At 35.9% G+C, this 26,726-nt stretch carries 39 protein-coding genes; 35 read left to right on the top strand and 4 right to left on the bottom strand.

Annotated features, from left to right (window positions below; translation table 11 throughout):
• The first annotated feature begins 1 nt into the window (after position 1).
• From B9N71_RS09580 to B9N71_RS09560, 6 genes are all read left to right on the top strand, one after another.
• Positions 2–445 (top strand): recombination protein NinB, encoded by a 444-nt coding sequence (locus tag B9N71_RS09580; RefSeq protein WP_085165766.1) that lies wholly within the window; start codon positions 2–4, stop codon positions 443–445.
• Entirely contained in the window at positions 445–600 is a 156-nt protein-coding gene (locus B9N71_RS13055; RefSeq protein ID WP_167370093.1) for a hypothetical protein, read from the top strand. The genes B9N71_RS09580 and B9N71_RS13055 overlap by 1 nt, the downstream gene beginning before the upstream one ends.
• The gene (locus tag B9N71_RS09575) at positions 584–871 is read left to right on the top strand and encodes a DUF1364 domain-containing protein (RefSeq protein WP_085165765.1); all 288 of its coding nucleotides are present in this window, start codon (positions 584–586) and stop codon (positions 869–871) included. Before B9N71_RS13055 ends, B9N71_RS09575 begins: the two co-directional genes overlap by 17 nt.
• On the top strand, positions 868–1,212 hold the full coding sequence (locus B9N71_RS09570; RefSeq protein ID WP_085165764.1) for a DUF1064 domain-containing protein: 345 nt from the start codon (positions 868–870) through the stop codon (positions 1,210–1,212). The genes B9N71_RS09575 and B9N71_RS09570 overlap by 4 nt, the downstream gene beginning before the upstream one ends.
• 9 nt (positions 1,213–1,221) lie before the next feature.
• On the top strand, positions 1,222–1,818 hold the full coding sequence (locus B9N71_RS09565) for an antiterminator Q family protein (RefSeq protein WP_085165763.1): 597 nt from the start codon (positions 1,222–1,224) through the stop codon (positions 1,816–1,818).
• A gap of 166 nt (positions 1,819–1,984) precedes the next feature.
• Positions 1,985–2,818 (top strand): endonuclease, encoded by an 834-nt coding sequence (locus B9N71_RS09560; RefSeq protein ID WP_085165762.1) that lies wholly within the window; start codon positions 1,985–1,987, stop codon positions 2,816–2,818.
• Between the two features lie 13 nt (positions 2,819–2,831).
• On the opposite strand, the gene B9N71_RS09555 is transcribed toward B9N71_RS09560, so the two are convergent.
• Positions 2,832–3,023, bottom strand: coding sequence for a hypothetical protein (locus tag B9N71_RS09555; RefSeq protein WP_085165761.1), 192 nt, complete (start codon positions 3,021–3,023; stop codon positions 2,832–2,834).
• A 454-nt stretch (positions 3,024–3,477) separates the two neighbouring features.
• Here B9N71_RS09555 and B9N71_RS09550 point away from each other — a divergent pair, with 454 nt between their 5' ends.
• From B9N71_RS09550 to B9N71_RS09525, 6 genes are all read left to right on the top strand, one after another.
• Positions 3,478–3,702, top strand: coding sequence for a phage holin family protein (locus B9N71_RS09550; RefSeq protein WP_080702289.1), 225 nt, complete (start codon positions 3,478–3,480; stop codon positions 3,700–3,702).
• Positions 3,662–4,195, top strand: coding sequence for a lysozyme (locus tag B9N71_RS09545; protein ID WP_085165760.1), 534 nt, complete (start codon positions 3,662–3,664; stop codon positions 4,193–4,195). The genes B9N71_RS09550 and B9N71_RS09545 overlap by 41 nt, the downstream gene beginning before the upstream one ends.
• 67 nt (positions 4,196–4,262) lie before the next feature.
• Positions 4,263–4,730 carry a lysis system i-spanin subunit Rz gene (locus B9N71_RS09540; protein ID WP_085165759.1) on the top strand — a complete coding sequence of 156 codons (468 nt, stop codon included), beginning with the start codon at positions 4,263–4,265 and terminating at the stop codon, positions 4,728–4,730.
• A gap of 76 nt (positions 4,731–4,806) precedes the next feature.
• Positions 4,807–5,238 carry a hypothetical protein gene (locus tag B9N71_RS09535; RefSeq protein WP_085165758.1) on the top strand — a complete coding sequence of 144 codons (432 nt, stop codon included), beginning with the start codon at positions 4,807–4,809 and terminating at the stop codon, positions 5,236–5,238.
• Positions 5,239–5,526: 288 nt separating this feature from the next.
• Positions 5,527–6,252, top strand: coding sequence for a KilA-N domain-containing protein (locus B9N71_RS09530; RefSeq protein WP_085165757.1), 726 nt, complete (start codon positions 5,527–5,529; stop codon positions 6,250–6,252).
• 11 nt (positions 6,253–6,263) lie between these two features.
• The gene (locus tag B9N71_RS09525) at positions 6,264–6,629 is read left to right on the top strand and encodes a hypothetical protein (protein WP_085165756.1); all 366 of its coding nucleotides are present in this window, start codon (positions 6,264–6,266) and stop codon (positions 6,627–6,629) included.
• 300 nt (positions 6,630–6,929) lie between these two features.
• Here the strand turns inward: B9N71_RS09525 and B9N71_RS09520 are convergent, their stop codons facing one another.
• Both B9N71_RS09520 and B9N71_RS09515 read right to left on the bottom strand, forming a co-directional pair.
• Entirely contained in the window at positions 6,930–7,229 is a 300-nt protein-coding gene (locus B9N71_RS09520) for an Aca2/YdiL-like domain-containing protein (RefSeq protein ID WP_085165755.1), read from the bottom strand.
• Positions 7,216–7,452 carry a hypothetical protein gene (locus B9N71_RS09515; protein ID WP_085165754.1) on the bottom strand — a complete coding sequence of 79 codons (237 nt, stop codon included), beginning with the start codon at positions 7,450–7,452 and terminating at the stop codon, positions 7,216–7,218. Before B9N71_RS09515 ends, B9N71_RS09520 begins: the two co-directional genes overlap by 14 nt.
• Positions 7,453–7,614: 162 nt before the next feature.
• On the opposite strand from B9N71_RS09515, the gene B9N71_RS09510 reads away from it, so the two are divergent.
• The 18 genes from B9N71_RS09510 (at position 7,615) to B9N71_RS09430 (ending at position 21,682) form a co-directional block, all read left to right on the top strand.
• Entirely contained in the window at positions 7,615–8,430 is an 816-nt protein-coding gene (locus B9N71_RS09510) for a DNA adenine methylase (RefSeq protein WP_085165753.1), read from the top strand.
• 21 nt (positions 8,431–8,451) lie between these two features.
• Positions 8,452–8,784, top strand: coding sequence for an HNH endonuclease (locus B9N71_RS09505; RefSeq protein ID WP_085165752.1), 333 nt, complete (start codon positions 8,452–8,454; stop codon positions 8,782–8,784).
• A gap of 89 nt (positions 8,785–8,873) precedes the next feature.
• Entirely contained in the window at positions 8,874–9,287 is a 414-nt protein-coding gene (locus tag B9N71_RS09500) for a P27 family phage terminase small subunit (protein ID WP_065626789.1), read from the top strand.
• A 3-nt stretch (positions 9,288–9,290) separates the two neighbouring features.
• Positions 9,291–11,030: a terminase large subunit gene (locus B9N71_RS09495; protein ID WP_085165751.1), complete on the top strand. Its 1,740-nt coding sequence runs from the start codon at positions 9,291–9,293 to the stop codon at positions 11,028–11,030.
• A 153-nt stretch (positions 11,031–11,183) separates the two neighbouring features.
• Positions 11,184–12,431: a phage portal protein gene (locus B9N71_RS09490; protein ID WP_085165750.1), complete on the top strand. Its 1,248-nt coding sequence runs from the start codon at positions 11,184–11,186 to the stop codon at positions 12,429–12,431.
• Positions 12,432–12,440: 9 nt separating this feature from the next.
• A complete protein-coding gene (locus B9N71_RS09485; protein WP_085165749.1) occupies positions 12,441–13,304 on the top strand; it encodes a head maturation protease, ClpP-related in 864 nt (287 codons plus the stop codon).
• On the top strand, positions 13,301–14,485 hold the full coding sequence (locus B9N71_RS09480) for a phage major capsid protein (RefSeq protein WP_085165748.1): 1,185 nt from the start codon (positions 13,301–13,303) through the stop codon (positions 14,483–14,485). The genes B9N71_RS09485 and B9N71_RS09480 overlap by 4 nt, the downstream gene beginning before the upstream one ends.
• A 34-nt stretch (positions 14,486–14,519) precedes the next feature.
• Positions 14,520–14,777 (top strand): hypothetical protein, encoded by a 258-nt coding sequence (locus B9N71_RS13050; RefSeq protein WP_167370092.1) that lies wholly within the window; start codon positions 14,520–14,522, stop codon positions 14,775–14,777.
• Positions 14,758–15,099, top strand: coding sequence for a head-tail connector protein (locus B9N71_RS09475; RefSeq protein ID WP_167370091.1), 342 nt, complete (start codon positions 14,758–14,760; stop codon positions 15,097–15,099). The genes B9N71_RS13050 and B9N71_RS09475 overlap by 20 nt, the downstream gene beginning before the upstream one ends.
• Before the next feature lies 1 nt (position 15,100).
• Positions 15,101–15,424 (top strand): phage head closure protein, encoded by a 324-nt coding sequence (locus tag B9N71_RS09470; RefSeq protein ID WP_085165746.1) that lies wholly within the window; start codon positions 15,101–15,103, stop codon positions 15,422–15,424.
• The gene (locus B9N71_RS09465) at positions 15,417–15,845 is read left to right on the top strand and encodes an HK97-gp10 family putative phage morphogenesis protein (RefSeq protein WP_085165745.1); all 429 of its coding nucleotides are present in this window, start codon (positions 15,417–15,419) and stop codon (positions 15,843–15,845) included. Before B9N71_RS09470 ends, B9N71_RS09465 begins: the two co-directional genes overlap by 8 nt.
• Complete coding sequence (gp17, locus tag B9N71_RS09460) at positions 15,842–16,168, top strand: tail completion protein gp17 (RefSeq protein ID WP_085165744.1); 327 nt, start codon at positions 15,842–15,844, stop codon at positions 16,166–16,168. Before B9N71_RS09465 ends, gp17 begins: the two co-directional genes overlap by 4 nt.
• Positions 16,169–16,187: 19 nt before the next feature.
• Positions 16,188–16,712 (top strand): phage tail tube protein, encoded by a 525-nt coding sequence (locus tag B9N71_RS09455; RefSeq protein WP_085165743.1) that lies wholly within the window; start codon positions 16,188–16,190, stop codon positions 16,710–16,712.
• Positions 16,712–17,083, top strand: coding sequence for a phage tail assembly chaperone (locus tag B9N71_RS09450; RefSeq protein WP_085165742.1), 372 nt, complete (start codon positions 16,712–16,714; stop codon positions 17,081–17,083). The genes B9N71_RS09455 and B9N71_RS09450 overlap by 1 nt, the downstream gene beginning before the upstream one ends.
• Before the next feature lie 14 nt (positions 17,084–17,097).
• The gene (locus B9N71_RS13565; protein WP_081297998.1) at positions 17,098–17,376 is read left to right on the top strand and encodes a phage tail assembly protein T; all 279 of its coding nucleotides are present in this window, start codon (positions 17,098–17,100) and stop codon (positions 17,374–17,376) included.
• Positions 17,377–17,378: 2 nt separating this feature from the next.
• Positions 17,379–20,639, top strand: a complete 3,261-nt coding sequence (locus B9N71_RS09440; protein ID WP_085165741.1) for a tape measure protein — start codon at positions 17,379–17,381, stop codon at positions 20,637–20,639.
• Between the two features lie 52 nt (positions 20,640–20,691).
• Positions 20,692–21,108, top strand: a complete 417-nt coding sequence (locus tag B9N71_RS09435) for a putative periplasmic lipoprotein (RefSeq protein ID WP_085165740.1) — start codon at positions 20,692–20,694, stop codon at positions 21,106–21,108.
• Between the two features lie 28 nt (positions 21,109–21,136).
• The gene (locus B9N71_RS09430) at positions 21,137–21,682 is read left to right on the top strand and encodes a hypothetical protein (protein ID WP_085165739.1); all 546 of its coding nucleotides are present in this window, start codon (positions 21,137–21,139) and stop codon (positions 21,680–21,682) included.
• Positions 21,683–21,716: 34 nt separating this feature from the next.
• On the opposite strand, the gene B9N71_RS09425 is transcribed toward B9N71_RS09430, so the two are convergent.
• Positions 21,717–22,373: a helix-turn-helix domain-containing protein gene (locus B9N71_RS09425; RefSeq protein ID WP_085165738.1), complete on the bottom strand. Its 657-nt coding sequence runs from the start codon at positions 22,371–22,373 to the stop codon at positions 21,717–21,719.
• Positions 22,374–22,469: 96 nt separating this feature from the next.
• Here B9N71_RS09425 and B9N71_RS12825 point away from each other — a divergent pair, with 96 nt between their 5' ends.
• From B9N71_RS12825 to B9N71_RS09405, 5 genes are all read left to right on the top strand, one after another.
• Complete coding sequence (locus tag B9N71_RS12825) at positions 22,470–22,631, top strand: Arc family DNA-binding protein (RefSeq protein ID WP_141675202.1); 162 nt, start codon at positions 22,470–22,472, stop codon at positions 22,629–22,631.
• A 77-nt stretch (positions 22,632–22,708) separates the two neighbouring features.
• A complete protein-coding gene (locus tag B9N71_RS09420; protein WP_085165737.1) occupies positions 22,709–23,482 on the top strand; it encodes a KilA-N domain-containing protein in 774 nt (257 codons plus the stop codon).
• A gap of 71 nt (positions 23,483–23,553) precedes the next feature.
• On the top strand, positions 23,554–24,102 hold the full coding sequence (locus B9N71_RS09415) for a BRO family protein (RefSeq protein ID WP_208610477.1): 549 nt from the start codon (positions 23,554–23,556) through the stop codon (positions 24,100–24,102).
• 275 nt (positions 24,103–24,377) lie between these two features.
• Positions 24,378–25,559 carry a nucleoid-associated anti-phage protein gene (locus B9N71_RS09410; protein ID WP_085165736.1) on the top strand — a complete coding sequence of 394 codons (1,182 nt, stop codon included), beginning with the start codon at positions 24,378–24,380 and terminating at the stop codon, positions 25,557–25,559.
• On the top strand, positions 25,552–26,726 hold a 1,175-nt coding region (locus tag B9N71_RS09405; RefSeq protein ID WP_085165735.1), incomplete at its 3' end, for an anti-phage protein. The genes B9N71_RS09410 and B9N71_RS09405, both read left to right, overlap by 8 nt.

Raw genomic sequence — 26,726 nt, 5'->3', positions numbered from 1 at the left:
CATGGCTAAAGAAATACGATTAACACACGAACTAGCACGCGCGACAGCGATTAACGTAATAAGTCAATTACCAGTCAATAGCGAGCGTCCATTGCGGATTGTAATTGATGAAGACAATCGCACGTTAGCACAAAATCGCATGATGTGGGCTGTTTTAAATGATATCGCAAAACAAGTTGAATGGAATGGAGAAAAGCTCACAGCAGAGGAATGGAAGCATTTAATCACGGCTAATTTGCACGGGCAGAAATGTGTAAAGGGAATTCAAGGCGGACTGGTGTTTATGGGGTTATCAACGCGAAGAATGAATAAAAAAGCATTTGCTGATGTGGTGACTTGCGCTGAACAGTTCGGGGCTGAAAATGGCGTTATATTTAGCGCAGATGCACAGGAAGCAATCAAACTAGCAGAACAGTACAAAGATCAATTATCAAAGGTGGCATGATGAACAACGAACACAAAAAACACAAAGAACAACTGAAACTATACGATGATAAAGAGCAAGAATTAGAGCGAGCAATAGCAATAGTTAGAGAACAACGCAGAGAATACATTAATCAGCATAATTTAAACAGGGTTAACGATGAGCAGGCTAACTAAAGAAGCAAGAGGGAGAGAGTGCACGGTTCGATTGCCGTGCTGTAATCATAATCCAGAAACTACGGTACTGGCGCATTATCGATTAGCAGGAACGTGTGGCGTAGGTATGAAACCGAATGATTTGCAAGGCGCATGGGCTTGTTCAGCTTGTCATGATGAAATCGACCGCAGGACAAGAAATCACGAGCATGAATTCGTTAGATTGGCGCACGCTGAGGGTGTAATTAGAACACAAGATATCTTGGTTAAAGAAGGGAAGATTAAATTATGAGACCAGCAACGTTTGCACTCGGTAGATTGAAATCTGGGCAGATGAATAAAACTGAAACTGAATACTATCAGTATCTAAAAACGCTTGAACAAGCTAACGAAATAACATGGTTTAAATTCGAGGGTCTAAAATTCAAATTAGCAAATAACACAACATACACACCTGATTTTGTTGTAATGAATAAAGATGGATTAATTGAATTGCACGAAGTTAAAGGGTTTTGGATGGATGATGCAAGGGTAAAAATAAAAGTGGCTGCCGACATGTATCCGTTTAAGTTTTTAGCGATAAAAAAGAAAGCGAAAAAACTAGGTGGCGGTTGGGAAATTGAAGAATTTTAAGGATAACAAATGCTAGCAGAATATATATACGTTGATGATGAGCCAAAGGAAATTGTAAAATCAGTTACACGAGTTCGCTTTCAGGCTGATTACGATATTACTGACGTGTTGAGATTGTGGGGTAATTGGTCAAGGAAAAATTATTATTCAGAACAAAAATCACCATCTTTGTTTGAGAATCAACAGAAAAAATACAAAGAATTGTGTAATGATGATGATGCCATGCTAATAGATTCTGCGTTAATTGCGTTATCAAAAACTAACAGGCAGGCGGCAGAGCAATATAATGTTTTGAAATTATTTTATTTTGGCGAGAAACAAACGATTGAAGATTACGTAGCAGCAACTGGATTCGGAAGAAAACTTGAGCGATTAGCATTCAATAGAACGGTCAGCATTATAAGTGCAAAGGATTTTAACAAACAAACAAAAAATATTATAAAACCGCTATCTGTTGTTGATATTGCAAAAAAGATGTGGGTTGATAGAGCAAAAATAAAATCAATGAAAGAAGGTGGAGAAAATCACATTGTGGGGCATTTAAGCGCAATAACAATGTTAACAGGACAGCGCCTAGATATTTTAAATAACATAAAATATAAATAAATTTAAATTTTATTTAAAAATGCTTGAAATGCTAACATGAAACTGGTATAAAGTTGTCAGTATGGAATAATTGTATACAAAGCTCGCAAATGCGGGCTTTTTTATTTTCATTTTGTAATTTTTTATATTAAACTGCGTAACTTTTAAGCGCAGGTGATATTAAATTATGAAAAAATTAGCTTTAATTTTAGTTTTATTTTTATTATTTCCATCGATTTCAAATGCTAAGAATTGTCGAAAAGGCATACCTTGCGGCAATTCGTGCATATCAGCATCTAAAACTTGTCGAATAGGAACGTATTCAGTAGCACCGACGCCTAAGCCGAAAAAGTCAAAATCAGTGCCGACAGCCGAGCAGGTTGCAATTAGTAAGCAAAATTTTGACAATGCAAAAACTCAGCTAACTAAATTGTATAAATCAAATTCAACACAAACAGAATTTTACTGCGGGTGTGATATTTCATGGGCAGGTAAAAAAGGTGTTGTCGATTTTGGTAAATGCGGTTATAAGCCAAGAAAGAATTTAAATAGAGCTTCTCGCATTGAGTGGGAGCATGTCATGCCTGCCGAAAACTTCGGTCGTCATCTGCAATGTTGGCGAGACGGTGGACGTAAAGCGTGTAAAAAAGATGTTACTTTTAATAAAATGGAAGGTGACATGCACAACTTGCAACCTGCTATCGGTGAGGTAAACGGTGACCGTTCTAACTATCGTTATTCGCTGTTTACAGATATGTTTGATCAATACGGACAATGTAAAACTGCTGTAGATTTCAAAGAAAGAAAATTCCAACCTCGTGACGAAATTCGGGGTATAATAGCACGCACATATCTTTATATGTCTGATAAATACAAAATTAATTTATCTAATCAAGAAGAAAAATTGATGGCAGCGTGGGATAAAATGTTTCCGCCTGAAAAATGGGAATGCGAGCGTAACAAGCTAATAGAAAAAATTCAGGGTAATGATAATAAATTCATTACTCAACAGTGTAAATAGTTACATATAAGCCTCAATTAGAGGCTTTTTTGTTTTCTCTGTAGAATTTAATTGCTTCTACTACAAGTTTGGCTTCTGATATATTTAAGTCTAAAGCCGTTTGTTTAATCATTGCGATATCGTCTATATTTAATTTAAAGGCTTTATTTTTAATGCCTCGTTTTTCATTGCTTCGTTCGTTAATTTCGGCTCTTGTTAATGCCATATAACCACCTTGATTTATTAAATAATAGTTGATATATTTAAGGTCATCGGAGAGGTTTCCCTCTCCTTTGAACTACTTTAGAATGCTGGGGAGCTAATCAAAAGTAGCAGAATTAAAATGAGTATTTTGAACTTCATTTTACTTCTCCTTAAGCCCTCGTCTTAGGTCGGGGGTTTACCTTATCAAGTCCCTTACTTGATGGTTATTATTGTAAGGTATCCTACAGTAAAAGTCAACACTATTTATCAAAAAATATTGTTTTTTTATATATTTATTACCGAATAGAATTATTAAATGAAGCCGCTTAATTGCGGTTTTTTCATGTCCAAATTTCATGCATGTCGGCGACATTGATGTCGTCAACATCTACAGAATCGACAGCAAAGCTAGACACACACATAACTAACATTTAGCTAGTACGCTGTCACATCATTAACTAACAAGAATATTCATCATGGAAAAATACACTTCACCGATTTCGTATTTCTGGGGAGCTATATGCACTCTATTTGGTGCGCTCAGTTTGAACGATATTGCTATTGTGGTTGGTATTATTTTATCAATAGCGACGTTTATTATTAACTGGGTATATAAACGCCGAGACTTTTATCATAAAAAGAATTTGAGAGAACAATACTATGAAAAACACAACAAGAATAGCGACGAGTGCGATTTGTAGTGTTTCGGTAATCATTGGTATTGTTATTGCTAATTACTCAGACGAAATCAGAACGAGCAAAGCAGGGCTTGAAATAATCGGTAACGCTGAATCATGCGTACGAGAGCCATACTATTGTCCTGCTAATGTATTAACAGCAGGTATCGGCTCAACGGGTAACATTCAACAAAAAGTCTATTCAGACGAGGAAATAGCAAAACGTTGGGTAGGTGATATCAAAACAGCAGAAATGTGCGTTAATCGCTATGCTAATGGTTTTCACCTACCTCAACCTGTTTTTGATGCTGTAACGTCAATTACTTTTAACGTTGGATGTTCAAAAATGAGAACATCAACAATGTATAAACATCTGAACAACGGCGATTATAAAGCGGCTTGTAATGAGTTTCCAAGATGGAATAAAGCAGGTGGTAAGGTTCTAAAAGGCTTAGTAATCAGACGAGAAAAGGAGAAAGCGTTATGTCTATCTTATGCTTTATCATCGCTTCAATAATGGCGGTTAATGATGTCAACGGTTGGGGTTGGTTTTTATTTGTATCGTTATTGTTGAGTGATTCGTCATGTTCAAATTGTCAAAAGTAAATATAACGTTGATTAGTATATTGGCTTTTGTTAGTTATTTTGCATACAACTGCTGGCAAGATAAACGTCTTGCAGTCTCAAGAGCGAATAAAGCCGAAGCAAAGTACGAAAAGTATATACAAGATAATAATGAAGTTAAAAAAATTGAATCAAACATTATCGAGGCTATTAAAAATGGGTATGCTAAAACAGATGCTTTACGCAATGATATCGATAACGGTCTTGTCGAGTTGCGCGTCAAAGTCGAATCTGTCGAGCGAGATAGTGCCACCACCAGCGGTATTGCTAACAAAGCCTTACGACTTGCAAAAACTTCTCAACAAGATTATTACAATCTCACCAATGCAATCGAGTACAACAAAGTAATGATTGAGGGTTGGCAGAAATACTATTGTAAAGAGATTGCGCCCAAGAATAATTCGCAATTTATGTGCGAAAATAAGTAACTACCTTTGGGTGGTTTTTTTATTGCCCTTAGTTAATAAATTTCATACTATCTATCAAAATATTAAAGGAGATGACATGAAAAGAATCTTGATAATTAGTTTAGTTAGTCTTGCTTTATTTGGTTGTGGTGAGAAGAAAGTAACTGAGGAAATGCTTATTGGGAAATGGATATGTCATAAACAAGGGTTATACAATATAGAAAAAACATCCACTGATAAAAGAAATTATGAGATAAATAACATCTTTGAAAAATATGAAAGACAAAAAGATGGCTCAATGACGAGGCAAGCTTATGATTTAGCACCCGAAAAATTTTCATTTAAACGCTATAGAAAAGAGCATCATAATATAGATGAAAACGTTGAGTATGATGAGACATTTGAATATCAATATGTCTCAGAAAATGAGTTTAAATATATTGAAACTTTTAATTCTAGGTATAGACATACAAAAAAAACTGGCGAGTTAAATGTTTATACAATAACCTGCGTTAGACAAAAAGATTAAATAAACATTGTTTAAACCGTCATTGAGACGGTTTTTTTATACCTATTTTATTTGAAGTTTCACAAACCCAATTCAAATTTTAATTACTCATAATTATCCCTAGTTGTAAATTTTAGTTTTACAAGTTGAATAAATTCAAATCAATTTTCAATCAATCATAATGCCATCACACGGCGAATATTAACCAAGAGCTTTACAGAATGAGCCTGAGAGAATGACAGCTAATGTCTTAACTCTTGGGGCTGTTTATTCTGTGTGACTTAGGCTCATTCTATAGAGAGACATAATATGAATATTATTAAATTCGATTTTAAGGGTCATCAAGTTGGTTTCAATGATGATGGATGGATTAACGCAACAGAAGCGGCATCAAGATTTGGTAAACGTCCAAATGACTGGCTAATTCTTCCTGATACAGTTAATTATATCAATGCGTTAGAATCTACATACCAGAAAATCCCGTATGTAAAAACGAGCCGAGCCAGAAAGGACCGTGGTGGTGGTACTTGGATTCACCCTAAATTAGCGGTTAGGTTTGCACGTTGGTTATCTGTTGACTTTGAGATATGGTGTGATGAGCAAATTGATAAGCTTATTCGTTCTCAGGCTGTTACTTATACAGATGAGCAAGTATTAGCAATACTAACTTATAGTCAACCGCAAACATGGGAAAAGCGATTCCAACAACCTTTTTATCAGGCATTATCAAAAATGACTAACTTGCCATTCAATAATCATATTGGCGGTTGTCCATCATTATTTGGGCTGATAACGCAAAAATGGGTTTATGGTGTCGTGCTACCTAAAAAGGTTTATCTGAGCATCAAAGAACGCACAAAGAAAGGTGAAAAAATCCATCAATTCTTAAAACCAGATGCACTAAAAGCAGTAGAAGACCAGTTAATAGCAATAACAACCATCGCAAAAGGTTGTATTGATTATAAGGATTTTGAAGCTCGATGTTCAACAATATTTAATACAAAAGGGCAGATAAAATTTATATTGGCAGCATAACGGTAACTATTATGGATAATAATAAAAACCCTATTTTTTACGCTCGCATTGTTAGTATCTCATATGTAGAGCATCTCATTAGAATAAATGGCGATAATATTTTTAAGCACCATTTAGGAGATCTAGAATTAGAACCTGACAGCCTCGCATCTTTTTTGGAAGGATACTATGAACAACACCTTTCAGAATTTAATCGTATGTGTATGTACGGCTCAATGATTGATCTAAATAAAACAAAAGAAGGTTGTTCATTTAAAATTGGTACTACATTTTATTTAAATCAATCAGGCATAGATATATTAAACAATCTAATGAGTAGTTTCATTTTAATGAAATCAGAAGAGAAAGAAACAAAATCAAGCGTTACATATCATTAATATTAAGGTTAATCATGTTTGTTGAGATAAAGAGAAATTAAACAAATTCAATTAGCCCATTTATATAAGAATGGTAGATTTTATGGTTACGGTATTGCAGTAGATGGACAGCTTTTAACTAATCAAGTAGCTGTTAGTATCGAGACAAAACCCAATCAATTAGCAAGTATACATGTTGATTTTAAATTGGATAGTAAAGCGGTTAGCAACCCAGTTGATATTGAATTGAATAACAACAGCAATAAAAGAGGGTGGTAGGAAATTCCTCCAGTAAATGCTTTGAAAACCGCCTTGATTTGTTTATGATTTAGCTATTAATTCGGCGCTAACTGATAAAATTAATATCTTTGTTAGCTCCTGCTCGTTGTGCGTCTTTGTAATGTCTATTTTTGGTGTTTCACCAGCAGACATCTGTTTGAGAATCTCTTTTCTTTCTTGCTTTAATTTATTCATTTTTTCAATAACATCTTTATGTATTGTGACAGTGCCTTTTTCGTATCTTTGCCAAGTTCTAGCTGATACGCCTGCTATTAAATTTGCGGCGTCTACAATATCAAGAAAGAAGAAGCGCCGAAGCGCTTTTAATTCAGTGTGATTCATAAATTTCTCCGGTTGGGTATAGGTTTGTGTATTTACCAATCAAGACCAATTCAGCCAAGTTATACGGAGATACTTTAACATTAATGACATCATCATCAATTTGTAAATGTTGTAAAACAACTCGTTTAGCAGTGATTTTAATAACTCGATATTTGCAGATTAGATCCGCATTGCTGTGACAGTGAGCTTGGAAAATTTGATTTAATTTAACTTGATTGATCATTTTTATGTCCTCTTTAGGATTGATTCGAACCAGTTCCGAATCTATGTAAGTATTATGTCGCATTTGCGACATTAAGTCAATGCTTTTTCCAATTTATTTTTAAGAAACTATTTAAAGGAATATAGCTCTTACCAAGAGACTAATTATTTAAAGGATTTTAATTTGAAGAAATACAATAAAGCCCCTCTACCTTTTCAAGGGCAAAAACGAAACTTTATAAAACTATTTAATGAACAAATAAAAAAGCTATGTGGTGACGGTTCAGGTTGGACAATAGTTGACGTATTCGGTGGTTCTGGACTGCTATCTCACAATGCTAAATACACATGCAGAAACGCACGGGTAATATATAACGATTATGATAATTATAGTCATCGACTCGCTAACATAAGCAAAACGGAAGGAATTAGAAAAGATTTATTGTCATTAGTGGCTGTGTATAAGAAAAAAGAAAAGATACAAGCAGATACAAAAGAAAAAATAATTGAGTACTTAAATTCTAAAAACAATTGCATAGATTGTTTTACTTTATCAAGCTATTTGTTATTTTCTGGTGGTACCATAACAGACCTAAGTGATTTTGACAGTAGGGCGTTATACAATAGAGTGGCAGTAACACCACTTAATTGCAGTGGATATCTAGACGGTGTTGAAATTACTCATCTTTCCTTTGATAAACTGATGCAACAAAAATTAACTGGCAAGGTTTTATATTTGCTAGACCCGCCATACATCAATACTCAGCAAGGATACCGCAAAGATACGTATTTCGGATTATTAGATCAATTAAAACTGTTTGGACTAATGAAGCCACCTTTTATGTATTTCACAAGTGACAAGAGTGAAATCGTTGAAATGGTAAATAATGCTAATTTCACATTCAGCGATATATTTAATGGATGTGAAATATTTGAAACTAAAAATCAAGTTGGCAAAAAAGCATCATATAAAGACTTTTTAATCCTGAAAAAGAGTTAGATTTTATTATTAAGGGAAATTATGCCGATATCACCCAAAATATTTAATCCTCATCGCAAAAACAATACAGCTAAAGTTAGCGTTAAACAATCATGGGGAAACGGAAGAGGCGGTAGGCCATGGAGACGATTGCGCACAGCTATTCTTGAAAGGGATAACTATCTCTGTCAATGTGATGATTGTACACGATTAGGATTGATTAAGGTTGCTAATGAGGTTGACCATATCATTCCGTTGTTCAAAGGTGGCACAGATGATGAAACCAACCTACGAGCTATTAATAGTGAATGCCATAAGAAGAAAACAGCAAAAGAAAGCCGCACGAAGACTAAAAAGAAGGAGGGGGTGGGTTAAAAGTCTATAACTTTTTAGATGGACACCGACCGCCTAATCAAATTTTCACACCGTCAAAATTAATAATCCGATTTTTAGGAGGATGTAACATGGGCAGAAAACGGACTGATCCCAATTTAAAGGTGATCGCAGGTACCGACCGCCCCGATCGAGAAATTCAAGATGTACCTAAATTTGATTTAATTGATGATTTCCCAGAAGCGCCACTTCATTTAAATATCGATGGTATTCAAATGTGGAATAATTTAGGTCCACAACTGGTAAATACAAAAGTATTGCAAGTGGTTGATTTGTACCCGCTTGAACAACTATGCGTTGCGTGGCAAATGTTTAGAAAAAAAGCAAAAGCTGACATGGAGATCACAGCATCAGAGCATCAAGCATTGAAAGCATTATTTTCAGAATTTGGTATGACGCCTGCGAGTCGTAGCAAGGTAACGGCGCAGAACGATAAAAATACTGGTAATAAATTTGCAGGCAATGGAAAACGAAAAGCGAGTTAAATTATGCGTGATTATGTTCAGATAGCGATTGATTATGCAACTGATGCGATAAAAGATAAAAAGCGTAAGAAATATTGCAAACTGATCAGGCAAGCAGCCAAGCGATTTTTAGATGATTTAAAGAGAGCGGACAAAAAAAATTGTCCGTTTTTTTTTGATGAATGGCACGCTAATGATGCTTGTGATTTTATCGAAAAATTACCTCACGTTGAAGGTAAGTGGGATTGCCCGACAATTATAATGCATCCGTCGCATATTTTTTTTGTAGTCCAGCTTTTTGGTTTTAGAAAAAAAGAACCTCTCTTTATTGATAACTGGGGTGAAGATAATAAATTCTACCCTCGCCGTTATTCTGCTGCATTGTTTGCTGTTGCTCGCAAGAATGCAAAAAGTACATTATCCGCTGCAATAGCAATTTATTGCTTGTGCTGTGAGCCGGAAGATGGAGCGCAGGTAATTAGTGCTGCCACAACATTTCCACAGGCATCAATTATCTTTAATACAGCAAAAAGAATGGTTGAGAAAACGGCGGATTTAAAGGATGCTTTTGGGTTAGAGTGCTGGGCTAAGGCGATAAGTCGATTTGAAACTGGAGCAACATTCAAGCCAATACACGCTAAAGCGTCAACCCAAGACGGTTTAAATCCCTCACAAGTGTTTATTGACGAAATACATGCGCACAAAACCGCCGATCTCCTAAATGTATTGCAGTCAGCAATGGGGGCTAGAGCTAATCCATTGTTTGTTTATACGACAACGGAGGGGTATGTAAATGCTGGTCCGTGGCAAGAAATTAGAAAGTTTGCTAGGGATTTACTTAAAGGTGTTTTTAAAAATGAAGCTGATCACTTTCTGGCGGTTTTTTACTGTTTAGATGATGATGATGATGAGTTTGATGAGACGGTGTGGATTAAGGCTAATCCTCTAATGGATGTTAACCCGTACCTTTTGATCTCAATTAAAAAAGAGGCTGTTGAAGCTAAACAAATGCCGTCAAAAATGGCTGAATTTAGAATCAAACGGCTTAATAAACCAGCATCAGCTGAAAACGGTTGGATTGATCTCGGGAAATGGGATACATGCGGCGGAGAAGTTGATTTAGAAAAATTAAAAAATTATCCATGTTACGGCGCGCTCGATTTATCTTCAACCAGCGACCTAACATCATTTCGTCTAACATGGGAAATTGACGGAGAAATATATACCGCTGGCTGGGGGTGGTGTCCTACTGATGCGATAGCCTATCGCACTGAACGCGGCACTGTACCTTATGCTGGATGGGTTGAGAAGGGGTATATTAAACAGACCGAGGGAAATGTTATTGATTATGGAATAGTTGAAAGGGACATAGTGGAACTTTTCGAACAATTCAATATTGTTTCTGTTGCATACGATCCTTGGAATGCTACAGATTTAGTTAATAGATTAGTTGCACAAGAATTGCCAATGATTCAATTCATCCAAGGTACAAAATCATATCACCCAGCAATGCAAGCAACAGAGCGCTATTACATGTCAGGCAGGCTACATCATGACAACAATCCAGTTTTACGATGGTGCGCATCTAACATTGTCGCCAGAAAAGATGAAAACCTTAATATGGCTCCAGACAAACGGCGTTCGGCTGACAAAATTGACTGGATGATTACTTTAATAATGAGTATCGGATTAATCGTAGCAAACAGTGAAGATAACGAAGATGAAGATATTGAAGCAGCATTTAAGGACGTATTAATAATATGAAACTAGCATTAATTTTATTCATGGCTTTTAGCTTATTTGGCTTTGTATTGCTGATTATTGCTGCATATCTAATATTCGGATATCAGTATTCAATTTTAACAGCCTCTTTATGCTCGTTCATAACGGCTTATTTCATTAAAAGAGGCTTAACAAATGGCTAAAAATTTCTTTCAGGTTCTTAGTGATTCTTTTAAGTCACCGAGAAGCGAAGTATTGGATACTGGCGGTAATGTTATTAGACCCTCTGATAGTGAATTCTGGGCAAATTTTTTTGGTTGGCAATCAGCAAGCGGACAAAATGTATCTGTAGATAAATCATTGAGATTATCGGCGGTGTGGGCATGTGTTGGGCTTATTTCGGACACCGTTTCAACATTACCGTTAAATCTCTATGAACGATTGCCGGATGGGGGGCGTAGAGTTGCAAGTGAACATCAGCTACAAGATGTTTTACATTCAAGCCCAAATTATAACAATACACCATTTGAATTTTGGCAAATTGAATTAGCGGCAATGCTACTGAGAGGAAACGCTTACGCTGAAATAAAAAGGACTGCTAATAAAGTTTCTTCAATAAACTTCCTGCTTCCGCAATCTATAGAGACTCAACTACAAGAGGATGGAAGCCTGAGATATCGATATTCTAATAAAAATAGCACTAGGATAATATCTGAAAATGACATGTTCCACACAAAGGCATTTACATTAGACGGTATTACAGGTATTTCACCAATTCAATACGGAGCCAATGTAATTGGTTCGGCAATGTCTGCTGATGCTGCAGCAAACAGCACGTTCAAAAACGGATTAATGCCCACCGTTGCATTTTCTACAGATAAAATCATCAAGAAAGAACAGCGCGAAGAGTTTAGAACGAGCGTACGCGAAATATCTGGTGCAATGAACGCTGGAAAGTCTCCAATTTTAGAGTACGGATTAGAAGCAAAACAAATTGGTATTAGTCCTGAGGATGCGCAATTACTCGAATCTAGAAAGTTTAGTATTGAAGAAATTTGCAGATGGTTCCGCGTCCCTCCTTGGATGATTGGATACACTGAAAAAAATACCAGTTGGGGATCGGGGCTAGAGCAACAAATGATAGCGTTTGTTACATTTAATTTAAACCCTTGGATAACAAGAATTCAACAATCCATTAATAAACGGCTATTGTCTCCAGAAGATCGTAGTAAATATTACGCTGAATTTAGTCTTGATGGTTTATTAAAGGGCGATAGTTCTGCCAGAGCCAGCTTTTATTCAGCAATGGTTAACAACGGTATTTACACACGTGATGAAGTACGAGTAAAAGAAAACCTGCCAAAACGCGGCGGTAACGCTGACGTATTAACAATTCAAACTGCAATGGCGCCAATTGATGCGCTTGGAAAATCTAAAAACTAAGGTATATCAATGAAAAAACAAAACTTACCTGTAGCGCCACAGTCGCTGCAAAAGGTTCCTATTGCCTTTGATTTGAGCGCAAATGCTTTAAATAAATGGGAATCAGGGATTAGAGCCGAAATAGAAGAAGATAACACGATATCTATTTTAGATCCTATTGGTCTTGATTATTGGACCGGCGAGGGAGTGACTGCAAAACGAATTGCTGCGGCTCTTCGTCAGATAGGCCATGATCAGGATGTTACTGTCTACATCAATTCGCCCGGTGGCGATATGTTTGAAGGTTTTGCTATTTATAACCTTCTTCGTAATCACGGTGGGAAAGTCACGGTAAAAATAATCGGCATTGCCGCATCTGCCGCATCAATAATTGCAATGGCTGGGGATGATTTACAAATAGCTAGAGCAGGATTTTTAATGATTCATAATTGCTGGCTGCACGCTGTAGGAAATCGCCATGATTTTAGAGAAGTGGCGGAAACAATTGAGCCATTCGATTTAGCTATGACCGATATTTACGCAATTAGATCTGGATTGGATAAAAACCTAATTATATCGATGATGGATAAAGAAACTTACATCGTCGGTAATGATGCGGTCGAGCAAGGTTTTGCTGATTCATTATTACCTGCTGATATCGTAACAAAACAAAAAGAATCCGATCCGAATTCATCAATCAAAAAATTAGACGCCCTGCTCGCCAAAGCCCAATTACCGAGAACTGAGCGTCGAAAACTCATTCAAGAACTAAAAACTAGCATGTCTAGCGCTGCTAGCGAAAGCACGCCGTGCGCTGCTTCTGATGTTCAAATAAACGTAGAGATTGGCTCTACAACAAAACTATCAAATTCACTAAAAGGTATTTTAAAATGACAAATTTAGCACAAATAGAACAAGAGTATAAACAAGTCCAAGCTGATCTTAAAAGCGTTGGTGACACATTAAAAGGTTATGCAGAGAAATCTGAAAAAGAGATTAAAGCACACCAGCAGTTAAGCGAAGAATCAAAAGCGAATGCAGACACCGCATTAACTAAATTCAATGAATTACAAGCTAAGTTAAATGATATTACTCAAAAGCTTGAACGACCTCAGGATAACCCTAAGGAATCTGTACAATCACTAGGGAAAATGGTTGTTGAAAGCGAATCATTTAAAAATGCTAATATGAACGCTTCGTTTCGGGGTTCAGTACGTGTGAACGCTCCTCGTTCGGCGATTACGACCACAACAACGAATATTGTGGCTCCGGATCGCCAAGCTGGGATTATTGCACCACCAGTACGCCGTATGACAATCCGTGATTTATTGATCCCGGGAACTACTAACTCAAACTCAATTGAATTTGTCCGAGAAACTGGATTTACAAATAATGCAACAACTGTTGATGAGAGTATGGCAAAGCCTTATTCTGACATCACGTTCGGATTAGTTAATTCACCAGTACGCACTGTTGCACACTTATTTAAAGCATCTCGTCAGATTTTAGACGATGTTTCTGGGTTGATTAGTTATATCGATGGGCGAGCGCGTAATGGTTTACAGCTAGCAGAAGAAAAGCAATTATTATTTGGCAATGGTTCTGGCTCTAATATTCTGGGTATTGTTCCTCAAGCCTCAAGTTTTACTCCGTCATTATCTGTTGCCAATGCAACCGCAATTGATCGCATTCGTTTAGCTTTACTTCAAGCTGTTTTAGCTGAATTTCCATCAAATGGTATTGTTTTAAACCCAATTGATTGGGCGGGTATTGAGCTGACAAAAGATAATGAAGGTCGTTATATTATCGGCAATCCAATGGACGGCACAACGCCTCGACTTTGGAATTTGCCTGTTGTAGAAACCCAAGCTATGAACGCAAATAATTTCCTAGTCGGCGCGTTCAATATGGCAGCTCAAATTTTTGACCGAATGGATATGGAAGTCTTGATTTCTACAGAGAATGACAAAGACTTTGAAAACAACATGATCACCATTCGAGCCGAAGAGCGATTAGCATTAGCTGTATATCGCCCAGAAGCATTTGTAACAGGTGAAGTAACACCAACAGCGTAAAGGAGAAAGGCGAGGCAACTCGCCTTTATTATCTATGGAAAAAATAAAAGTAATTGCTTTAAAAAGTTTTGATTACGGCGGAACAATCAGAACACCTCAATCGCCACCGTTTGAAGTTGATAAATTAGACCTGTCCTATTTTGTATCAAATGGCATGGTTAAGCACTATCACGAGCAAGATCATGTTGCAGATAGAGAAGATGAACCACAGCATTCTAATATTGATGAAGAACCTCAACCGAAATCAAAAACCAAAAAAAAGGCTAAAAAAGATGTCACTGATAACGCTTGATGAAGCAAAATTACATCTGCGCATTGACCATAATTTTGATGATGCTGATATTCAATTAAAGCTTGATGCCGCAGAGGAACAAGCAATTAATTTCTTGGAGCGACAAGTTTACGCAACAGATGACGAACTAAAACAAGCTGTTTTTTCAAATAAAGCAGGAGATCGTCCGATGTTAGTCAATTCAAGTTTTAAATCCGCTGTTCTTTTATTATTGGGTCATCTTTATGAAAATAGAGAAGAAACTAGCGCCGCAAATTCATCAAATGTTAAATATGGATTTGAGCGATTGTTAAACCCATATCGAATTCATATAGGTGTTTAATATGCAGTCAGGCAAATTACGCAATCAAGTAACTTTTCAGAAGCAAATTAAACGCAAGGACGAACTGGGACAGCTAGTTAATGAATGGGTCGATATGTGCACTGTACGAGCTGAAATTCGTGACGTGTCGGGAAAAGAGTATCAAAACTCACAAGCTGAACAGGTGCAAACAGATTGTAAAATCCTAATTCGGTATAGAAACGATATTACTGCTGATATGCGCGTGCTGTGTAATGGAACTTATTACGACATTAAAGCGGTACTTGAAGACGTAAAAAGGACAAGGCTTGAATTACCCTGTCAAAAGGGCGTACGTTATGATTAAACCAATGTTATCTATTGCTGGATTTAAAGAGCTTGAAGCGGACTTTAAATTACTGTCAAAAGCAGAGCAACGAAAAGTTTCAAAAAAGGCTGTACGTGCTGGAGCAGTGGTTTTTCGTGACGCTATTCGTGCAAATGCGCCTGTTCGAACTGGACGCTTGAGGCGGTCTATTTCTGTAGATACAGCAAGAGGATCGCTAACTGCTGGCGTGAAGTTCAAAAAAATTCGAGTTACAAAAAAATCAAAAAAAGGCAAAAGTAAACAAACTTTACCGTTTTATTGGTGGATGCTTGAGAACGGCACGTCAAAAATGTCAGCACGTCCTTTTGTTAGACCTGCATTTGATGCAAATGTAAAAAAAGCAGAAGATGCAGCATTTGAACAGTTTTTAAAAGATATCGATGAGATTTTCTTGAAATGATAGAAGCTAAAATTAACAACGCACTAAAAACATTGTGCAATGGTCGAGTTAGCCCATTAGTTGCGCCGCAGGGGACTAGTCCACCTTATCTGTGCTACACAAAAATATCAGAAGTTTATGACGATGTCATGTGTGGTCAATCATCTGTTGAGTATTGTTTTCAGGTTGATATCTATGCTAAAACACTGCTCGAAGCTGAAACCATTAAACAACAAGCGTACGAAAAACTGAAACCGTTAAAACCATTCAATATCACTAGTCGCCAAGACTATGAAACCGAAACAGAGCTTTATCGCTCAACGTTAGAATTTTACATTCAATAATTAACTATTTAACCATTTTATGCCGCTTAACTGCGGTTTTTTTATTTTTGGAGATATTAATATGCCAGAAGTTCAAGAAGTACAAAGTAGCGAATACACAAAAACAAGGGATGTTGGTGTTTTTGTTAGTAAAGATCCCAGCCTTAAATTTATCGCCTCAGCAACAGCAAAGCTTAGTCTAGAATGCACTGTGACAGACTACTCAATGACAGCCCCCGAGGGTGAAGAAATCGACGTTTCAACTCTTTCATCAATCACAAAAGAAACGATCAGCGGCTTGCCAGCTGAGGCGACTGTTTCAATGAACGCCAATTTTGTTATCGGCAATGCGGCACAGCAAGTATTACGCAAATCGTATGACACTGGAGATAACTACGCATTTCAAATTAAGTATGAAGATGGTAGTTCAATAGATTGGATTGCGCGCGTAACTAGCTACGAGTTCAAAGGAGCGAAAAATGGCGTTGTAACAGGGTCATTCTCGTTTAAAGTGAAAGGTAAATTCGTGTTTAATGCTCCGTCTGTTAATCAAGGACAAAAATAATGAATTTAAAACAAATTATTACAGCAAAAAATTCAGGCTTTCGTACAAAAAAGATTCGGGTTGAAGAATGGGGCGTTGCGGTTACTATTCGTGAGCCTTTGCACACTGATTTTAATCGGTACATTAAGACAATCAAAGATATCACAGATAATAAAAAGCTAACTGAACACGAAAAAGATTTACTGAACATTAAAGCAGAAGCAACGCTATTTGCGACAGTGCTGCTTGACGATAACGGTGATTTTGTTTTCAGTAATGATATTGATGATTTAGTAAAAAGTTACGGTCCTGTTCACACTCGACTAGTAAATGAAGCTTTTAATCTACTTGGCTTGAAAAGCGAGCCAATAAAGGAAGCTGAAAAAAAGTAGAAAGCGATCCCGAGCTGTTTTTTAAGTTAAAGCTTGCATTAAGGCTCGGTAAAACTCTTGCCGAGCTTGAGCAAACGCTATCAGCAAGGGAATTTTACTACTGGGTCGCATTCGACAAATTAAACCCGATCGGCGACGAAAGGCACGATTGGCACGCCGCACAAATATCTTCAAGCATCTATCGGTCACAAGGTGCAAAAGTCGAATTTGACGACTGTTTACTTAAATTCAAAGAAGAAAAGAAAGAGCCTGTCAGCATATTTGACGCGCTATCAAATTTACTTGGGAAATAATTATGGCAACATTGCGAGAATTAGCAATACGAGTTACAGCCGACTCATCATCATATCAACGAGAAATGAGCAGGGCATCACGGCTTGGTACAGATTATTACAGAACTATGGAAGACCGTTCGAAGCGGTTTGATGCATACATTGCTAGCAATAATCGCTCAGTTCAAGCAATGAATATGCAATTAACACAGCTAAAATCATCAGCATTAAGTGTAGCCACCGCATTTGCCGGTGGTTTTGCCTTTACTAGCATTGTCAATATGGCTGATGACTGGGGACAAATGGCTGCTCGTGTCAGAATGGCTATTACATCTGTCCAGGGTTCAGCTGATAATTATGAGCAAGTGCAAGGTCGCCTGCTTGAAATTAGTAATCGTAATGCTAAAGCAATTGAAGATTCGCAAGAGCTGTACGTCGCCACAGCATCATCAATGCGTGATCTGGGTTATAGCACAAATGACACGATCGACTTTATCGAAGCTATGTCAAACAGCTATACTATAAATGCGACTTCTGCAGATAAAGTATCAACAAGCATTAACGCAATCACTAAATCGATGATCACAGGGAAAGTTAGTAGTAACGACTGGAAGTCGATCATGGCATCAACGCCAAATGTTGTTACCGCTCTGGCAAATTCGACAGGTAAAGCTGAAGAGATCATAAAGCAACTCGGTATGAGTGGTCAAATATCAATGCGACAGCTTGCTGATGCAATGATCAAGGTTAAAGATGAAACGGGCGAAATGGCTGACGGCATGGGTAATACTGTAAAAGACGGTTTTACTCAGATATCAAACAGTTTTAAAGCGTTAATTGGCGAACTAAATAGCAGTACCGGTGTTACTCAAAATATCGCAAGTGGGTTGAAGTTCGTTGCAGATAATATTCATTTAATAACAGGCGCCGGCACGATTCTTGTTAGTATCGGTCTATCTCGATATTTTAGTGGACTTTCACTATCTGTTTTCAATGCTACAAAAACAACATTAGCAAATAGAGCTGCGCAAATATCTCAAGCACAGGCGCAACTAGAAGCAGTTAAAAGCTTGCAATTAAAAGCGGTTGCAGAAGTAAATGCCGCAAGATTTGAAGCACAGCGAGCGGTTGGTTTAAAAGCAAGTCTTGTTGCGCAAAATAATTTAACAGCTGCGATTAATCGTCAAACACAGGCGAATAATGCGCTCGCTGCTGCACAAACAAAAGTGAATGTACTAACTAGTAAATTTAATTTGTTATCCCGCGCAGGAAGTGGTTTATTAGGTATGCTTGGTGGTCCACTTGGTTTAGCTACTACGCTAGTATCAGTAGGTGCAGCATTTTTTGCAATGGGCGATGGCGCAGATAAAGCTAAAAAACCAATTGAAGAGTTACAATTACCTGTTGATGAACTTCTCGCTAGATTTAAAGAATTAGATAAATCAAGACAGCTAAATATCACAACAGGGCTGCAAGCTGAAATCGATATTAATACAAAAGATATCGATATTAATATTTCTGATATTAAAGATAAATTAACGGATAAATTAACTGACATTTTACCCGCTGGATATTCGGGTGTGACGCTTTATTTGTCACCATCTAATAAACAAGCTATTGATGAGTATGTGAATGAAATTGATTCGCTCAAAAATAAGCTAAAAGAGGGAGAAATAACATCAAAAGAATTTGGCGAGAAGCTATTTGAAGCTGGGCAGAAATTTACATCAGCAACAGCAGGCGGCGAACAATTCAAGACACTAATTGGGAATATTACTACTGTTCTGTTAGAAAATGCTCAGAAACTAGCAGAAAACAAAGAAAAAATGGATGCGGTGGGCAAAGCCTCGGCTGAAACAGCTAAAGAAGTTAAAAAACTTGATGTAGCTGATTTTCCAAATTTAGAAAATCAGCTTGGCGTACTTAGTCAGCAACTTGATGTAAACAAAGTTAAGTCAGAAAGTGGAGCAGAGGCGGCATTTGTGCTTGCTGGGCTACAACGAGCAGCTGGCGATGCTGCGCTTGAACATGCAGATGATTTAATTGCATTAGCGAAAGGGGCGGATTTATCAGGAAAAATGACTGATAAACTCGCTCAAAAACTATCGGAATTTGCAAAAAATCTACGTGAAAGCTTCAAGCTACAAGAGGGCTTCAAACACTCAAAAACGATCAAGAGCGCAGCAGAGCTGTATAAGTCGCAGTTAGACAAACTAAATAGCCAAATCAACGCTTACACAGATATCACTGAGCTACAAAAAATCCGCAGGCAATTAGCTGAGGGTGAACTTAGTAAATTAACTGATATTCAAAAGAAAGCGTTAGAATCAAAAGCTATTGAGTTAGATAAGCTAAATGCGCAAAAAGAATATAAATCAATACTGGACTCTTTGCGCACTCCCGCCGAGCAACAGCTAGATACTTACAAACAGCATTTATCGATTATCGAAAAAGCAAATCTATCACTAAAAGAGCGTGAAGAATTGCTTAATAGAATGGCTAAAAAAGCCTCTGAATCAGCACCGACATTTAGCTATCACAACTCTTACAATGGGCTTGGTAGTGATTTACTGAACGTTGCAGAAGATGAGAAAAGGTTACATGACTGGAATGAGCAACAGCTACGAATTCAAAACGACTTATTAGCACAAAAGCTAATTAGTCAGCAAGAATATGCTGATGCCGTCGTAAAAATTGAAGAAACTATGCAACAAAAGCAAAAGGATATTCAGTCTGCATATACACTCGCAACGCTCGGCACATTCTCATCATTAACTGGCTCTATTGCTGATATGTTTAAAGAAACTGCTGGTGAATCATCTGCTGCATACAAAGTTATGTTTCTTGCTAGTAAAGCCTCAGCTATTGCGCAAGCTACCATCAGCACTTTTGTCGCAGCTAATAAAGCGAGAGAGCTAGGTATGCCGTATGGTGAAATTGCGGCTAATGTTGTGATGGGACTAGGAATGGCGAATGTTGGTATGATCGCAGCTCAAACACTAACGGGTATGGCGCATAGCGGTATTGATAACATCCCAAAAGAGGGCACGTGGTTGCTTGATAAGGGTGAGCGTGTAGTTGATGCTAGAACAAACGCCGATTTAAAAGATTTCATAAAATCGAATAAATCAGGCAGTAATATAACTGTAAACGTACCCGTAAATGTTGGTAACGGTGGATTATCTGAGGACGACGGAAAAGCTGTCGGAAATATGATAAAACAATCGGTACTAGCAATTATTGAAGAACAAACGCGTCCCGGTGGAAAGCTAAATAGACGTTGATTTAATAGCTTAAATTTCATACCATTACCTAAATTTAATTAAGGAGAATGGTATGAAAAAAATTGTATTTTTGGGGTTAATGAGTTTTACGTTGATAGGGTGCTCGTCGTCACCAGTGTCAAATGATGTAGCAGTAAACGTTCCGGAGAAGCGGATATATAATCAAGATATTTTTGCAAAAAAAGAAAATTCAGGAATGGTTATTATAAAAAGAGATAAAGGCTTTGTAAGTAGCGCTTGTTCCGATTCTCTTTTTGTTGACGGAGTCAAGATTGCTGATTTAAACCCCGCGGAAAAAGTTGTTATCTATCCGCTATTAGGGAAACGAATTTTTAGCATGGTGGCAAATGGAGTTTGTGGCGGAGGAATGGTTGAAGTTGAAGGGGATGTTGAGAAAAGTCAAGTTTTAACATATAGAATTGCTCATTCCTTAAATGGTGGATATGGTATTTATAGAACGGCGTTCTAAATAGACCAATCATTTATAGGAGAATGGTATGAAGAAATTATTATTATTAACGTGTTTAGGTTTTATTTTCTCTGGTTGCAGTGTTCACCATCAATTTAGTGATAGGTTGTCTTATCAATCACTAAAGCAAATAAAATCAGAGATACATATAACTCAAAAACAAAACTTAGATATTACATGGATTCCCAGTGATTTTACGTCACGAATCGATATACAAGGGGCATCAGGATTGCTAGGTAGTGGAACTCGTACTAGAATTCCGATCGGCATTGGTCTTTCATCAAGAATTGAAGAAGCAATTAGCACGTACGCAGATTTAAATTCTGGTGGTAGAAAGTTAACATTAATAGTTAATAATGCTAAAACAAAATTCACTTATGGAGCAACGAATATTGATAGTGCGAGTGTATATTTAAATGTAACATTTGAATTATCAGGCAATAGGTGGACTAAAGAATTTTCTACTAAGCAGAATGATAGCGGTGTAAAAGATGCAAAAGTTACTTCGGTTATTGAGTATGCGTGGGATCAGATAGCTTTAGATGTGGCTAGAGAAATAGCTACGCACTTATAATCAAACCCTCTAAGAGGGTTTTTATTGGCTATAATTATAATGTGATATCGATACGTACGGCTTTAGCGATTATCTTATATTCTCCTTTTTTCAAAATAATGTCAGAATAATTAGCATTTAATGGGTGTGCCGTCGTTTGATTAGCATCAATAAAAAGTTGTTTAATTGAATAGATTTTATCAATTTCAATTAAGCAAATATCACCACTTTTTATTTCAGCATCCATATTAAATGTTACGATAGAACCGTCTGGTATACCTAATTTTTTAGATATTTCCATTGAGTCGCCAGTCATCCGTATAGCAAAAGCGCTTTTATGTATATCTTTAAGTTTATTTGGTAATGGATAAAGCTCTAATTTGTTTGTGCTAAACTTATTTTCATTAAAAAGAGACAAGTCAAAGCTGTTTAAATCAAAAATAGTAATCTGTTCTTGATGTGTTGCGGGAGTATAATTTTCCCATTCATCTATATTCGTATCAATACCCGTACCTAGCCACGAAGAGTTAACACCTAAATAGAAAGCCAAATCTAGTAGAGTATTTTGTCTAGGTTTTGCTTGACCAGCTTCGTAAGCAGCAATTTGTCTTTGGCTTATTCCAACCATTCTTGCTATTTCGGTTTGTGTTAGTGAATGAGCTTTTCTCATAGATGAAAGCCTTTCCGGAAACCCTTCATTTATTTTAATCATGAATAAATCCTAAAAATAATTGTTTACAATATGAATAATTCATATTAATATATATCAAGTTACTTGAATTAATCATAACACAATCAGGAGAAGAAAGTGAAAGAAAATAAAGTAACGTTATCAGCAAGAATGCCTGTAAGCCTTAAAGCTGCGCTTGAGGTATTAGCAGCAATGAATGATAGAACCATGAGCCAAGAGCTTGTAAACAGAGTTAGACAGTCATTAACAGAGGAGGAAAAGAAAATTGCAGGTATCTAAAAAACTAAAGGCTTTAACTGCGCCAACAGCCAAAGCCCAAATCAAGTTAACCACAAACGCTAAATAAGGGAAAACTTATGAATAATAGTAATATAAACAACTCTAATTGTCCAGTAATAGCTGGAATCTCTATCACAACTGATAAAGAAGGTCGATATAATCTTAATGCGCTACATAAAGCTAGTGGATTGGGCGATCACAAAAGACCAAGCAAATGGTTAGCTTCACAACCAACAAAAGAGCTAATTGCTGAATTAGAAAAAAGTCAAAGCCCTTCTACGGGCTTAGGTCAAAATTTAATCAATACAATCAAAGGTGGTATTTCTTCTGGTACATTCGCCCACGAACTTTTAGCAGTATCTTACGCAGGTTGGATCAGTCCAAAATTTCAGTTAATGGTAAATCAAGTATTTTTAGACTATAAAAAAGGTGAATTGAAAAATATTCAAAAACCTTCTAAATCTTATTTACCTGAATATCGACAAGCAAAGGCAATAGAATTATCAGTCAGAGCATTAGATAAGATGTTTAGCAATCTGCCACATTTGAGCGAACAGTCTAAACAAGCTATCTATGCCGATACAATTAACCCAATTGCAGGTAAAAATGTTATTCCGCTTCCCAAGCTTGAAAACAAAACATTTTCAGCAGGCGAGGTAGGAGATTTACTCGGCGTATCCTCAAATAAAATTGGTCGTATAGCTAATAAGCTCAACTTAAAAACAGAAGACTATGGAATTTTCGTACTCGATAAGTCACGTTCTTCTGATAAACAAGTTGAAACTTTTAGATATAACGAAAAAGCAATAGATGTAATCAAAAATCATCTTATTAATAAAGAAATCGCTTAACCAATTAACAACAAATTATAAGCCCTCTAAAAAGGGGGCAATTACGAGGATATAGCATGTCAAATCAACTAATGTTTCACAGCACAGTAGTGCAACCGGTTAAACGTAATAATCAAATTTGGATCACGTCCACCGAGCTATCTAAGCTTTTACAATATGCAGATTCTAAATCAGTAACAAAGATTTATAGTCGGAACAAGGATGAGTTCACCGATAAAATGACAATGGTGGTCAAATTGACTACCAATGGAATAAACAACAGTCTACGCAAGAAATCAGTACGAATTTTCTCACTTCGAGGAGCGCATCTAATCGCAATGTTTGCTAGTACGAATGTAGCAAAAGAAGTGCGTAAATGGTTGTTAGATTTAGCTGATAAAGAGGCAGGTCATTCACAAACAAGAAAAGATATGATTGAGGTAAGCAGAACCAACCTAATTTGTTTAGTTCATCACATGCTTTGGTTGAATGATTTCTATATAGATAATCGTTTATATGATGTTTTTAAAATGCTGGGGTCTAATTTCGGTGTAAGACTTCACGATCATTTTGGCGACGGTGCTTTTGTTGCTTCAATGTTTAAACAACAGCTAGAAAAGAAACAATTACGACAAGTATAAGTTAACGACTGTAAGAACGAAGGCAGGATTCTGCCTTTGATTAAAAAATAATCGCAATCAAATATACGAATAAACCACCTTCGGGTGGTTTTTATTAATTAATTAAGTTTTTTAAGTCTAAACAAATTCAATTAATAGTTAAAAAAAATTATCAAAATTTATAAAAAAGATGTACTGTATATATGAACAGTATGCTGTTTTAATGATCATATAATGATTATTTATTGTTTATATTATAATTAACAAATTTAATTTAATTATTAAGGATAAACAATATGACAGATACTATTAAAAAAATATGTACTAATTGTAATGGTGATTTAGATGTAAATGGTGTTTGTAGTGATTGCGGGCATGATTCATCAATAGAGCAACCAGAAGTTACATATTTACCTCAATTTGCTATTACGGCAGATCTTAAGCGAGAAAATACTAATTTTCGTTTTATGCTTGGTAAATTGTGGAAATTAACAGATAACGATATTATGGAATTCATTGCTAAAGTAGATGAAAAATTCAAAAGACATAAAAAAAACCATAGTTATATCTATAAAAACATAACAAATACCAGTGTTGCTGTTAATTTATCTAAATATTCAAAAAGAAAAGTAGAATTTGAAGAACTTGTTTCAATCATAATGGAAAAACTTCGTTCCGAGGCTAGTGCTGATAGGCGAAGTATAAAGGGAGGTTCAATAATATTTATTCATTATAATATTGAAAGTGAAGAGGATTCTCTAGGTAGATTGTTTATTTTGATGGTTGATAATAATAATGGATTTAATTTTGATGGTGATTTAATCCCAAGGATGTTTCCAACTATTAATATGGATTCGTTGAGACAGGCAGCAATGATTGATTTAACTTTATTTGATGCTACTTACCCTGAAAATAAAGGAGAACCGTACTTACAATTTATCACAGGTAAATCAACTAGTAACTTCTTTAAGAGAGCTTTGGGGTGTAACGAAGAGCTTGATAGTGCTCTAAGTGTAAACGAGGTTTCACGTGCTGTTAAAGATTTTTTGTCATATATGAATGTTAAAAAGAAAGATAAAGATAAGGTTCAAGATGCAATAACAAAATTATTTGACAAGACATTAAAAAGAAAGGCTGATAAGAAATTATCGATAGAAAATATTCAAAACATTATAGAAAGCACATTGGATGATGAAAAAATTAAAGGAAAATTTAGTGATTTTGTTTCATCTAAGGAGTATAAAATTAATGAATTTTTTGAGCCTACTTCATATTCTAAGAAAATTTTTGAAACGATTACGTTAGCAGATGCAGAAAAAGATTATTGTTGTCAAATTTCTTACAGTGCTTTAGGCATAAATAATAAAGAAAACAAAAAAATCACTTATAGCCAATCTGATGGAACTATAACAATTAAGTTAAATGAAAATGATATTAAGAACATTAATGACTACTTAGGTCTAAGTAAAAATGAATAAAGATACATTCACTAAAAATAAAATAAAGGAACTAGAGTCTCTTATTGAGCAATTGTCATCTTGTAAAATTGAGATCGATGACGGATATACTGAGATTTCTTTGGGACAAGATGTCAATGGCGAAAATTTAAAAGAACTTTTAAGGGAGTTTGGGGTTGAAACTGATGATTTAGATTATTCCTCATATCATAATGAGGTTAGCTTTCCAATAAAAAAAGGCGATTTAGCAGAAAATACTGTGATTTTTCCTACGTTAGATAGTTTTTGGGTAAAAGCATCTTCACTCGATGATGAATTATCTTTTTACATTATTCTTGACGGAGGAGAGCGAGTTAATAATGAAATGATATCTTTTTTAAAGCCTGAACCAATTATTAAAAAAATCAACTTATTTTTAAAATGGAGCAGGCTAATAAATAAAATAGCAAGACATTCTTTATCAGATAAATGCATTTACTATGTTCCAGATCAAAATAATGGAAAGGAAGTTGAAATTATTATTCCATCTAACAATTTATCCAAAATAGATGAAATAGTAAAAATAGATGGAATTAATTACGAATATGTAGATGAACTTTTAAATATTATTGAAGTAGATGATGTCATGACATCGGAAAGACAATCTATATTGAGAGTTGCTATTTCAGATTTTGTTGACAATAAATGCGTATTGACAGAAATAATAGAAAAAGATGAGCGAATTTATAACCGTTATAAAGATTTGGTTGATTTATATGCTAAAAAATTTTCTATAGATAAAGTGTTATCTGAAATAGAAAGTAAATATATTGAGTACACTTCAAAAATAAATGACATTGTTTCTTCAACTCAAAATAAGGCTTTTGCAATACCAGGTGCTCTTATTGCAGTTTCAGCATTAATTAAAGCTGATAATTTACCAGCAGGATTGTTAGTTATTATTGGGTTGTTTATGATTTTTTTAATTACTTTTGTTTCAAACAAATTATATAAAGACTCATTTGATGAATTAAATGCAAGCGTAAAAATTTCATTTACGCGTTTTAAAATTTTAGAGGAGAGAACACAAATTTGCTCAGCAGCTACCGACGCTGGGGACAAATTAGATAAAAAAATATGCAAAGCTAAAAGTCGATTGGCATTAGTAAATGTCATGAGTTTTGTAATGTTATTGGTGGGAGGTGTTGT

Source organism: Gilliamella bombi (assembly GCF_900103255.1).
GTDB classification, from domain to species: Bacteria; Pseudomonadota; Gammaproteobacteria; order Enterobacterales; family Orbaceae; genus Gilliamella; species Gilliamella bombi.
The sequence above is the reverse complement of the archived record's forward strand: the minus strand, read 5'-3'. Positions and strand labels throughout refer to the sequence as shown.